The organism is Streptomyces sp. NBC_01476 (assembly GCF_036227265.1).
Classification (GTDB): domain Bacteria; phylum Actinomycetota; class Actinomycetes; order Streptomycetales; family Streptomycetaceae; genus Actinacidiphila.
Map to the genome: position 1 here is coordinate 910,908 of NZ_CP109446.1, position 11,505 is coordinate 922,412.

Genomic DNA, 11,505 nt, shown 5'->3' on the forward strand with positions numbered 1-11,505 from the left:
CGATGAGCAGTGTCAGCGTCGTGATCCCCTGCTACAAGTACGGCCACTTCCTGGCCGACTGCGTCAGCAGTGTGCTGGACGAACAGGAGGATCTCGACGTCCGGGTGCTGATCATCGACGACGCGTCACCCGATGACTCGGCGGAGGCCGCCCGCAAGCTGGCGGCCTCCGACCCGAGGATCGAAGTCCGCGTCCATGAGCGGAACAAGGGGCACATCGCCACGTACAACGAGGGCCTGCTGGAGTGGGCCGACGGTGACTACGTGGCGCTGCTCTCCGCCGACGACCGGCTGGTGCCGGGCGCCCTGGTCAGGGCCGCGGCCCTGCTGGACGCCCACCCCGAGGCGGGGTTCGCATACGGCAGGCCGCTGCGCTTCCAGCACGGCGGCCCGCTGCCGAAGGCCCGGACCTCGGGCACCGGCCAGACCGTCTACCCCGGCAGGTGGTGGCTGGACCGGCGCTTCCGCGAAGGCACCGGGTGCATCACCTCCCCGGAGGTCGTGGTCCGCACCTCCCTCCAGCGGAAGGTCGGGGGCTACGACCCCGGCCTGCCGCACGCCGGCGACATCGAGATGTGGATGCGGCTGGCGGCGCACGCCGACGTCGGCTACATACGCGGCGCCGACCAGGCGTACTACCGGGTGCACGGAAACAACATGTCCACCACCGACTTCGGCGGACAGCTGGACGACCTGCGGCAGCGCAGGGCCGCCTACGAGTCGGTGCTGGCCAAGTGCGCCGGGCAACTGACCGACGCGCACCGGCTCTCCGAGGTGGTGCACACCCGGCTGGCCCGGTTCGCGCTGCGCCGGGCCTGCCGGGCGTACGACCGCGGGCGCACCGATGTGGTGCCCGTGGACGAGCTGGTGGCCTTCGCGCGGGAGTGCCTGCCGACGGTGGCCGCGCTGCCGGAGTACCGGTGGCTGCGGCTGCGGCAACGGGTCGGTGCGAAGGCGATGCCGTATCTGCAGCCGCTGGTGCTCTCGGCGGTGGCCGAGCGCGGCCGGGAGTGGCTGTGGTGGCAGTCCTGGAAGCGCCGGGGGATCTGATGCCGACCGCCGGCACACCTGCCGGGTCCCGGACCGGGACCCGGCCCCGCGGGTCAGCGGGCGGCGGGCACCGGGTGGACGGGGTTCACCGCGGCGGGCCGACGGCCCGTCCGGCGGGCGGCCCTGCGCCCGAGGTACCGGTCGGTCCACAGGGCGCAGAGGGTGCCCCCGAAGAGCCCGGCCAGCGCCACCCCGGCCAGCGCCCGGCTCTTGACGCCCGTTACCCACACCGAGTTGGGCGGCACCAGCAGCGAGGCGCTCATCCGCGACGCCGGCGCCACGTGCTGCGCGTCCTGAAGGAGGTTCACGTGGTCGGTGTAGACGCCGACGATCCGCTGCACCATGGCGTTGGCCAGGGCCGGGCCGGACTGGTCCGCCTGCACCTGCAGGGAGGGGATCAGATAGGCGGGGGTCACGCTGGTGCCGCTGTTGCGGGGCAGCAGCTGGTAGGTGCCACGCACACCGGCCGCCCTCAGTTCGGCCTTGCCGGCCGGCGACTGGAGCTGCTGGACCACCGCGTGCGAGACGAACGCCACCGGCGGCTGCAGATTCGCGTACTGGTTCGGCTGGTTGCCGGTCACCGGCGGCTTGAGCACGATCACCGCGGAACTGCGGTACACCGGGGCGGGATGCAGTTCGTGGTAGGCACCCGCCGCGGTCAGCACCACGGCGAGCAGCAGGACGTACCAGCGGCGCAGCAGAGCGCGGACCACTTCCTCCGGGGACACGGGGCCTCCTCCCGTCAGCACCGATACTGGCAGCACGGAAGCCGCGCTGCCACCACATCTGCCACCTCGGTACGACACATACGGACATCCGGTCGCGGGAGGACCGCGTGAACCTGGGCGAGATCCTCGATGTGCTCCGCCGCCGCTGGTACGTGATGCTGCCGGCCGCGCTGCTCGGCCTGCTGACGGGCGTGTACCTGTACACCGCGGTCCCGGTCTCGTACGAGTCGCAGAGTTCGGTGTCGCTGCTGGACTCGGCGGCGGCGGCCAGACCGGCACCCCTGTACGGCAACCCCATCGCCAACGCCGGGGGTTCGCTGGTCGTCACCGCCGATGTGCTGATCAGGACCCTGCAGTCCAGCGACGCGGCGCGCGACCTGCACAGCCGCGGTGTCACCGACACGTACACGGTCGGCTTCGCGCCGAACGCCTCGGGTCCGCTGATGTCGCTGGCCGTCACCGGCACCGACCAGGTCAAGGTGCTCCGCGAGACCGAGACGCTGACGAAGTTCGCGGCCGAGCAGCTGGAGGCGCTGCAGGCCACCGCCAAGATCGCGCCGCAGTACTACGTGAACGCCACGCCGATCGTCACCCCGCAGACCCCGGTCTCGCAGCTCAAGAGCCGCTACCAGGTCGTGGCGGCGGTCGTCATCGCCGGCATGTCGGGCGGCTTCTTCGGCTCCTTCGCGGTCGAGAGCTACGCGCTGGCCAGGCGCCGGCGCCGGGGGCTCGGCCCGATCGTGCCCAAGGGCCGCCGGCGGTTCCGCCGGGGCCTGCTGCGCCGCCCGCTGGACTCCACCACCCTCCTCACCGGCTATCTGGCGCTGGCCTTCTTCATCCCCTCGAACCTCGACCTGCCGGCGCTCGGCGGGGTCGGCACCCCCGCGAACGTCTTCGCGCTGCTCGGCCTGCTCTGGTACGTGGCGTGCTGGCTCACCGGCCGGGTCACGCCCGCGCCGGGCACCAGGGGGCCGCGGGTGGTGATGTGCGTACTCGCCGCGGCCGTGCTGATGGCGTACATCGCCGACGGGTCCCGCGGCAGTTCGCACGAGGAGGTGCTGGCCGCCGACCGGGGGCTGATCGGACTGCTGGTGTGGGTGTCGCTGGTGGTCCTCACCTCGGCCGGTATCCACGAGCGGGAGCGGCTGGACACCTTGATGCGGCGGCTGGTGATCATGGGCAGTGTGGTCGCCGCGATCGGCTACTACGACTTCTTCACCGCGACGAACATCGCGGACTCCCTGCACATCCCCGGTCTGCAGTCGAGCGTGGCCGGCGTCCGGACGCTGGACCGGGGCTCCTTCGTCCGGCCGCGCTCGACCACCGCGCAGTCGCTGGAGTTCGCCGGGATGCTGGCGATCCTGGTGCCCTTCGCCGTGCAGCAGGCGTTCGACCCGGTCCGCCGGCACGCCGGCGCGCTGCGCCGCTGGGGGCCGGTGGTCCTGATGGGCGGCGCGCTGCCGCTGACCGTGTCGAGGACCTCCATCATCGGCGCGGCGATCGTGATCCTGGTGATGCTGCCGCGGTGGAAGCCGCAGCGGCGCTGGGCGGCGATCGGCGTGCTGATCGCCTCGGTCGGCGTGCTGAAGGTGCTCGTTCCCGGTCTGATCGGCACGATCACCACGCTCTTCTCCACCTTCCTGTCGAACTCCGACAGCAGCACCCAGGCGCGTACCGTCAAGTACTCGGCGATCGTGCCCTACGTGCGCGAACACCCGCTGTTCGGGCGGGGGTTCGGGACGTTCACGCCGGACCTGTACTTCTTCACCGACAACCAGTACATGCTGACGCTGGCCGAGATGGGCGCGCTCGGGCTGATCGCCCTGCTGGCCCTGTTCCTGTCCGGCATCCATCACGGCGGGGCGATCCGCCGGCTCGCCCGCAGCGAGTCGGACCGGGAGCTGGGGCAGGCGTTCTTCGCCTCGGCGATGGTCGCCCTCGTCATCAGCGCCACCTTCGACGCGCTGATGTTCCCGATGTTCGCGGGGATGTTCTTCGTGACCCTCGGCGCCGGCGGCAGCTACCTCGGCTTCATCCGGCGTGACGCAGCCGCCGGCGCCGGGGGCAGCGGTGGCAAGGACGGTCCCGGTGCCACCGCCGCGGCGGCCCTCCAACCCCAACTCGTGGAGTCCTGATGACCCTCCCGTCCCCGGCCGCAGGGCCGGTCGCCGTGCTCGTCGTCACCTGGAACAGCGCGGCCCTGCTGCCGGGCTTCCTGGCCGCCCTGCCGCAGGGCATGGCGGGCGTGGAGTACCGGCTGGTCGTCGCCGACAACGACTCGGCGGACGACACGGTGGCCGTGCTGCGGCGACTCGCCCCGGACGCCACCGTGGTGCAGACCGGCCGGAACGCCGGCTACGCCGCCGGCATCAACGCCGCCCTTGAGACGACCGCCTCCTGGCCGGCCGGCGTCCGGGCCGCGCTGGTCTGCAACCCCGACACCCGGATGCGGCCGGGCTGCGCCGAGGCCCTGCTGGGGGCGCTCGGCGAGGAACTGCCGGACGGGACGAAGGTCGGCATCAGCGTCCCCGTGCTCTACGAGGCGGACGGCACCACGGTGTCGCGCACACTGCGCCGTGAGCCGACCGTCGTGCGGGCCTTCGGCGAGGCGCTGATCGGCAACCGCCGGGCGGGCCGCTTCCCGGCACTCGGCGAACTGGTCACCGACCCGGCCGCGTACACCTCCCGCACCCGGGCGGACTGGGCGACCGGGGCCCTGATGGCGCTGTCTGCCGAGGTCATGGCCGCCTGCGGGCCGTGGGACGAGTTCTACTTCCTGTACTCGGAGGAGACGGAGTTCTGCCTGCGGGCCAGGGACCGCGGCTTCGCCACCCGGCTGGAGCCGTCCGCGTCGGCGGTGCACGAGGGCGGCCAGTCGCGGGTCTCCCCCTGGCTGTGGACGCTGCTGGTGCTCAACCGGGTGCATCTGCACCGCCGCCGGCACGGAGCGGTCGCGGCGGCGGCGTTCTGGGCGGCGGTGCTGGTGCGGGAGACCTCGCGCGCGGTGATCGGCAAGGCGCCGAGCCGGGCGGCGGCCGGGGCGCTGCTCAGTCCTTCGCGGCTGCGCCGGCCTCCGGGCCCTGCTCCGACCGCACCGCGATCAGCGACTTCGTGACGCCCACCAGCCGCTCGCTGAGCAGCAGGGAGTTCGGGAAGAGGTAGCGCATCTCGGCGCGGGTGAGCAGTTCGATGTTGATCACCGCGTCCATGCCTTCCTGCGGGCTGCCGGGCCGGCTGTGGGTGAGCGGCCAGCGGCGCACCAGCCGGGCGCGGGCGGCCAGCGGCAGGAACTGGAAGCCGGGCGCGACGAAGTGCGGCTCGACCGGGAAGTAGCGGTAGGGCGTCTGGATCCAGTGCAGCGGCGCCAGTTGCTCGACGGCCGCGACGAACTTGCGGCGCTGGCTGTGGCCGCCGACGTGCTCGATGGTGGAGTTGGAGAAGACCAGGTCGTAGCTGCCGAGCCCGGCGGCGACCGCGGGATCGGTGACGTCGGCGTTCTCCGCGGTGATCCAGTCGGGCAGGCCGGCGGGGTGCGGTTCGAGGTTGATCAGATGGACGTGCCGGGCCCGCAGCGGCGCCCGCAGCCACATGTCGGCCGTACCGCCGAGGTCCACCACCGTCATGTCCCCGATGTCCGGGTAGAGCCGGCGGAAGCGTTCCCAGCGGGCCACCCGGAGGCGTTCCCCGAGCGAGCCCGGGGCATCGACGAAACGGTTGCGGAGAGCGCGGGCGTCTGGCATCGGGTCAACCACCTGAGGTGAGAGCGCCCGGCTTCGGGCGTGAGCGGATGTGGGCGGACGTTGACGGACGTGGGCGGACATGGGCAGAAGGGGCGGCGGCTGCCGGACCTACCACTGCGTGTAGAAGCTCGTCGGGTTCACGAGGTACTGGACGGTGACGTGCGGGATGTGCTGGATCCGCCGGCCCCGGGAGTAGCGGCGGACGAACTCCCAGTCCTCGCGCGGCATCACGCCCTTGGCCCGGTAGAGCCAGCTGAACCGGAGGGAGGGGGTGCGCCGGGCGACGAAGGCGTTGATGTCGACGAACGCCTCGTCGGCGTTGCGGCGGCGGTCCCACGGCACCGACAGCACGTCGTGCTCGGTGCCGTCGGGCAGCACCCGGCGCACCGCGGTGTAGACGGCGTCGGGGCCACCGGGCGCTTCGAGCACCTCCAGCGCCGTGGCCAGATGGTCGGGCGCCCAGACGTTGTCGTCGTCCAGGAACGCCACGTACTTCGACCGGGTCAGCCGCATCGCCACATTGCGCACGACCCCGCAGTCACCGGAGTTCCTGCCCATGGAGACGGCGATCAGCCGCGGGTCGGCGGGGAGTTCCGGCAGGATCCCCGCGCCGTCGTCGACCACGACGATCAGCTGGTCCTGGAAGGTCTGCGCGAGCGCGGACCGTACGGCGACCAGCAGTTGCTCGGGGCGGCGGTAGGTGGGGATCGCCGTGACGACCAGCGGTTCGGGGAGGTCCGGGAGGGTGGCGGCCAGGCGGGCGATCTCGGCGTTGGCCAGCCGGCGCAGCCGCACCCCGGAGGGCGCGAGCAGCACCTTGTTGCGGAGTTCGAAGAGCACGATCCAGCCGAACGCCCGCTTGAGCACCGTCCAGGGTGCGCGGACGACCGGGCGCAGCCGGCTGGTCGTCCGTATGCCGTGCGCGGTCATGAGGTCTCCCCCGGCTCGACCGGTCTTCCGTCCGACATGTGGTTGTCGCTCCAGACGTTGCCCGCGCCACCCGCGTTCCAGGCGGCGACCGGGCCGTAGCCGCCGGAGCCCGGGTGGTACTGGGTGGAGAAGATGTTGCCGGTGACCTTGATGCCGTTGGCGCCGGCACCGCCGGCGTAGAGCGCGTAGGCGCCGCCGGCCAGCCAGTTGTCCTGCACGGTGACATTGACGACCGGGCCGGTGTCCGAGAAGAGGCCCACGCTGCCGGAGGCGCCGCGGTCGACCGGGGTCGGGTTGAGCAGGGTGTTGTGCCGGATGGTCAGACCGCCGGTGCCGCCGCCGTTGCTGATCACGGCGTTGGTGTGCTGCCATTCGCCGCCGAGGTTCGTGAACGGGGTGACGTCGTGCACGTAGTTGTCGTGCAGATCGCCCTGGCCCATGGACAGGGCGTCGCCGAAGACCGACACGTCGCACCAGCCGACCTCGATCCTGCTGGTCCCCATGTTCGACACCGCGTAGTCCACTCCGCCGTTGTCGGGCCCTTTGCCGGGCACCGCGGTGATGGTGGTGTGCAGGACGCGCAGACCGCTGTAGCCGGAGCGCAGATTGATGCCCCACCAGTTGTCGGAGGTGATCCTGCTGTCGATGACGGTGACGTTGTTGGCGTAGATGTCGAGGGAACCGGTGATGTCCCAGCGGCTGATGACCATGCCGTCGGTCCTCACCGACATCGCGCCGGTCGTGTGCGGCTTCATCGACAGCCGCGGACCGGTGGTGTCCGCGGCGGGAAAGCCGCAGGCCGCGAAGGTGGTGCAGGGCCCGCCGCTGGCTTTCCCGTCGGTGCTGTCCTTGGCGGCCGTCTCCCGGGCCTTGGGGGTGCCGCGGGGGCTGGGGGTCGGGCGGGCGAGGCCCGAGGTCTGCGCGCCGCCGCCCGCGTCGGTGGCGGGACCGGCCGGCGGCGAGGCGGAGACGACCGATTCGGACTGGCCGGGGGCACAGGTCAGCGCTTCGAGCGGGCAGCGCCCGCCGGTGGCGTCGTGCTCGCCCGAGCGGGTGGCCAGGGCCACCGAGAGCACGGTGGCGAGTACCGCGCCGACCGCGATCAGCGCGATCAGTCTCCCCCTGCCGAGGCGGGGTCTGTGCTCGGTGGGACCGCGGCTCTTGGTCCGGTCCGGTGCTGCGGGCATGGCGGTTACCTCGTGGTGTGGTCGGTGAGCGCGGTACCGCGCAGGAAGTGGCGGCTCGGCAGCACGCACAGCGCGTACAGCGCCAGGGCGGCCGAGCCGGTGGCCACGAGGGCCGGCCGGCTGTCGCCGAACTGCCACTCGAGGCCGAGGATGGTGACGGCCATGACGGCGCCGCCGAGGAAGGGCCAGGCGCAGGCTCTGGCGATCCAGCGGACGCTGATGCCGGCCCGGCTCAGCGCGAGCAGGAACACCGGTACAACGATGCCGCCGGCCACCAGGACATGGCCCTGGGAGACCCCGACGATGCCATGGGTACGGGCGGCGAGGACGAGGACGGGCAGGAGTGCGAGCAGCCACAGCGCCTGCACCCCGACCAGTGACCGGCGCCGGCCGACCGCGACCAGGCAGTCGTAGGCGAGTTCGCAGCCGATCCGGATCAGGCCCAGGGCCATCAGCCAGGGCAGTGCCCTGGCCGCGGGCACCCATCTGCTGCCGTAGATGAGCTGTACCACCGGGGTGGCGAGCCCGCCGAGCAGGACGCACAGCGGGACGGTCCCGGTGACCAGGACCCCCAGGGCCCGGCTGAACCCCCGGGCGAGCGCCTGCGGGGAGTCGGCCAGCCGGGAGAAACCGGCGAAGGAGACCCGGCGGGCGGCCTCGGAGATGATCCGGACCGGCCAGCCGGAGATGTTGAACGCCAGGACGTAGAAGCCCAGGGAGACGCTGCCGAGGGTGGAGCCGACCACCAGGGTGTCCAGGTTGACCACGCACAGCGCCAGCAGGCTGGCGCCGGCCAGCGGCACTCCGAACCGCAGCAGCGCTCTGGCCTGCCGGGGGTCCCAGCCGAACCTCAGCGTGCCGGGCGCCGCGAGGCAGAAGCCGATCAGCGCGGCGACGTTGCCGGCCACCGAGCCCCAGGCGAAGCTCATCGCGCCCATGCCGTCGAAGGCCAGCAGCAGGGTGATCCCGGTGCTGATGACGAAGTTGACCGCGTCGATGACCATCCGGCGGCCCTGGGCGAACTCACGGGTGAGGAAGCCGGCCGGCACCTGGGCGATGCCGTCGAGGATCACGCACAGGCACATCACCCGCAGGACACCGGCGGCGTCCGGCGAGCCGACGGCGCTCGCCACCGCGGGGGCCGCCGCGTACAGCACGGCGTACAGCGCGGTGCTGGAGGCCGCGCTGAGCGTCAGCACGGTGGGCGAGAAGCGCCGGGCGTCGCCGTCCCAGCGGATGATGGCAAGGCCGACGCCGAGTTCGTTGGCGGCCAGCAGGACCAGCAGCACGGTCTGGGCGATGCCGTAGACGCCCCAGGCGGAGGGGCCGAGCGCGAACCGGGCCAGCAGGATGCCGGTGACGAAGTTGCCCAGCCGCATGACGACGGTGTTGATCAGGCTCCAGCGGGCGGCGGAGCGGACCTTGCGGCCGAGTGACGGTACGGCCGGCGGTGCGGCGGGTACGGCGGCGGGTGCGGTGGCGGGGCTCGCGGGGTCACGGACCGGTGGCGGCGAACTGTCGGAGATCACCGGTGCGGCGGCGAACGGCTCGTCGTCGTCCGGACCACCCTGGACAGCCCAGGAGGGGACCCGGCGCACCGGGCGCGGTGCGGTGCCGGGCCGGTCGGCGGTCCCGCCCGCCGTGGTGTCTGTGGCGCGCGCCCTGTGCATGAGACGGCTCCTTGCCGAGCGGCTCGTGGGAAGCGTGGTGCACGGTCAGACGAACCGGTGCGCTTCGGTGTCGGTCGCTTCGGTGCCGGCCGGCAGGGTGTCCGCCGTGACGCGGCCGGCCGGGCCGGAAGGGGACGGGTCCGAGGGGAGGTCGGTGTCCCGGGCCCCGGACATCGACCACCGGGGGGTGTGGCGGGCGGCCGGCGGTTTCCCGGTGCCGGCCGCAGCGGCGGTGCCGTCGACGGAAGCACTGTCCGGTCCGCTGCCCGGCGTGCTCGCGCCGCCCCCGGCCTCGTCCGCCGGGTCGGCGGCGTGCCGTCCCTCCGGTGGCCGGGAGCGCGCGCCGGTGCGGCTGCGGGCCTCCGCGTAGAAGGTGGCGACCATGCTGACCACGATGCCCAGCAACCCGGCCGCGACCAGGTATTCGTAGCGCGTCTTGGTCTGCGCGACCGGGTTCTGCGGCGGCACGATGGTGGCCATCCGGATCATCGCGTCGTCCGGCACCGACTGATCGGTCTGGAACTCCTCCAGCCGCTCGGCGGCATAGGAGGTCAGCAGCCGGTCGGAGGCCAGCACATCCCGCTTGTCGTTGCCGGTGGCGGTGAGCCACATCAGCGGGCCGAGCGCGTTGTCCGCGATCTTGGCGACGGTGGTGCTGTGCGCGCCCTGCGACTTCAAGTGGGCCAGCGCGGCGTCGGAGTTGAGGTTGCGGGCCAGGCTGTCGGCCATGCCGTTGAGCGAGAGCTGGGTGCTCAGGAACGGATTGCCGTTGAAGGCGACCGTGGCCTTCTGGGAGTTCAGGAGCACCACCGTGCTCTGCGACTGATAGGTGACCGGCACTTTGACGTACGCGCCGATCGTCAGTGCCGCGGTGAGCACTAGCCCGGGCAGCAGGACGTACCAACGTCTGCGCATGACCCGGTAGATCTCTGCGAGATCCATGGACATCCCCCTCACAGCCCCGTGTTGCGTGATCAGCATATGGTGTGCGATTGCCGGACGAGAGCCGTTTCGGCCGCTGGAAGCCCGGCGGCTCATCCCGTCCGCACCGGCTGGTCGGTGGGTCTGGGGCGGCCGGCCGCGGTGCCTCCCGCCAGCAGCACATCGGCGATCCGCTCGGCCGCCCGGCCGTCCCACAGGGCGGGCCGGCGGGGGGCCGGCGGGGCGGCGAGCACCCGGGCGGTGGTGTCCACGATCCGGTCCGGGTCCCGGCCGGCCAGGACGTTGGTGCCCTGCTCGACAGTGATGGGGCGTTCGGTGTTGTCCCGCAGGGTCACACAGGGCACGCCGAGCGCGGTGGTCTCCTCCTGCACTCCCCCGGAGTCGGTGAGCACCACCCGCGCGGCGTCCTGCAGGGCGATGAAGTCCAGATAGCCGGCCGGCGGCACCAGGTGGATGCCGTCGGGTACGCCGAGTTCGGCGAGCCGGCCGGCCGCCCGCGGATGCACCGGGAGCAGCAGCGGGCAGTCGGCGGCGATCTCGCCGAGCGCCTTGAGCAGGCCGCCGAGGACCGCGGGGTCGTCGACGTTGGCCGGCCGGTGGAGGGTGACCAGGCCGTACTGCTTGGGGCGCAGTCCGTGGCGGGCCAGGACGTCGGAGCGGCGGGCCCGTTCGAGGTTGCTGAGCAGCGTGTCGATCATGACGTTGCCCACCAGGTGGATCTGGTCGTCGCGGTAGCCCTCGGCCCGCAGGTTGCCGGCCGCGTCCGGGGAGGAGGCGAGCAGATAGTCGCTGACCCGGTCGGTGGCGACCCGGTTGATCTCCTCGGGCATGGTCCAGTCGCGGCTGCGCAGGCCGGCTTCGACATGGGCCAGCAGCGGGCCGGCCTTGGCGGTCACCAGGGCGCAGGCCAGCGTGGAGTTGATGTCGCCGACGACCACCACGGCGTCCGGGGCGACCTCGTCGAGCAGCGGCTCGAAGGCGGTCATCACCCGTCCGGTCTGCTCGGCGTGGCTGCCGGAGCCGACGCCGAGGAAGCGGTCGGGCGGGCGGATGCCGAGGTCGCGGAAGAAGACGTCGTTCATGGCGTCGTCGTAGTGCTGTCCGGTGTGCACCAGGACGACGTCGGCGCCGCGGCCCTCCAGGGCGTCCATCACCGGTTTGATCTTCATGTAGTTGGGGCGGGCCCCGGCCACGCAGACGATCTTCATCACGGAGTTCGCAGGGTCCTCTGGTCGGGTGCGGTCGGTGGGATCCATCGG

General features: G+C 72.4%; 10 protein-coding genes. 3 read left to right on the forward strand and 7 right to left on the reverse strand.

Translation table 11 applies throughout. From position 1 onward, the window contains the following. The first annotated feature begins 2 nt into the window (after window positions 1–2). Window positions 3–1,049: a glycosyltransferase family 2 protein gene (locus OG552_RS03990; protein ID WP_329129636.1), complete on the forward strand. Its 1,047-nt coding sequence runs from the start codon at window positions 3–5 to the stop codon at window positions 1,047–1,049. 53 nt (window positions 1,050–1,102) lie between these two features. Here OG552_RS03990 and OG552_RS03995 read toward each other — a convergent pair whose 3' ends face one another. Next, window positions 1,103–1,777, reverse strand: coding sequence for a hypothetical protein (locus OG552_RS03995; protein ID WP_329129638.1), 675 nt, complete (start codon window positions 1,775–1,777; stop codon window positions 1,103–1,105). 107 nt (window positions 1,778–1,884) lie between these two features. Between OG552_RS03995 and OG552_RS04000 the strand changes: the two genes are divergently transcribed. After that, window positions 1,885–3,912 carry an O-antigen ligase family protein gene (locus OG552_RS04000; RefSeq protein ID WP_329129640.1) on the forward strand — a complete coding sequence of 676 codons (2,028 nt, stop codon included), beginning with the start codon at window positions 1,885–1,887 and terminating at the stop codon, window positions 3,910–3,912. Further along, window positions 3,912–4,892, forward strand: coding sequence for a glycosyltransferase family 2 protein (locus OG552_RS04005; protein ID WP_329129642.1), 981 nt, complete (start codon window positions 3,912–3,914; stop codon window positions 4,890–4,892). The genes OG552_RS04000 and OG552_RS04005 overlap by 1 nt, the downstream gene beginning before the upstream one ends. Here the strand turns inward: OG552_RS04005 and OG552_RS04010 are convergent. From OG552_RS04010 to wecB, 6 genes are all read right to left on the reverse strand, one after another. Beyond that, entirely contained in the window at window positions 4,825–5,517 is a 693-nt protein-coding gene (locus OG552_RS04010; RefSeq protein ID WP_329129643.1) for a class I SAM-dependent methyltransferase, read from the reverse strand. The genes OG552_RS04005 and OG552_RS04010 overlap by 68 nt on opposite strands. 108 nt (window positions 5,518–5,625) lie before the next feature. Further along, on the reverse strand, window positions 5,626–6,447 hold the full coding sequence (locus OG552_RS04015) for a glycosyltransferase family 2 protein (protein ID WP_329129644.1): 822 nt from the start codon (window positions 6,445–6,447) through the stop codon (window positions 5,626–5,628). Continuing rightward, window positions 6,444–7,634: a hypothetical protein gene (locus OG552_RS04020; RefSeq protein WP_329129646.1), complete on the reverse strand. Its 1,191-nt coding sequence runs from the start codon at window positions 7,632–7,634 to the stop codon at window positions 6,444–6,446. The genes OG552_RS04015 and OG552_RS04020 overlap by 4 nt, the downstream gene beginning before the upstream one ends. A gap of 5 nt (window positions 7,635–7,639) precedes the next feature. Then, window positions 7,640–9,304 carry an oligosaccharide flippase family protein gene (locus OG552_RS04025; RefSeq protein WP_329129647.1) on the reverse strand — a complete coding sequence of 555 codons (1,665 nt, stop codon included), beginning with the start codon at window positions 9,302–9,304 and terminating at the stop codon, window positions 7,640–7,642. A 45-nt stretch (window positions 9,305–9,349) separates the two neighbouring features. Next, a complete protein-coding gene (locus tag OG552_RS04030; RefSeq protein ID WP_329129649.1) occupies window positions 9,350–10,246 on the reverse strand; it encodes a chain length determinant protein in 897 nt (298 codons plus the stop codon). A 92-nt stretch (window positions 10,247–10,338) separates the two neighbouring features. Next, window positions 10,339–11,502 (reverse strand): non-hydrolyzing UDP-N-acetylglucosamine 2-epimerase, encoded by a 1,164-nt coding sequence (wecB, locus tag OG552_RS04035; protein WP_329129650.1) that lies wholly within the window; start codon window positions 11,500–11,502, stop codon window positions 10,339–10,341. Window positions 11,503–11,505 lie beyond the last annotated feature (3 nt).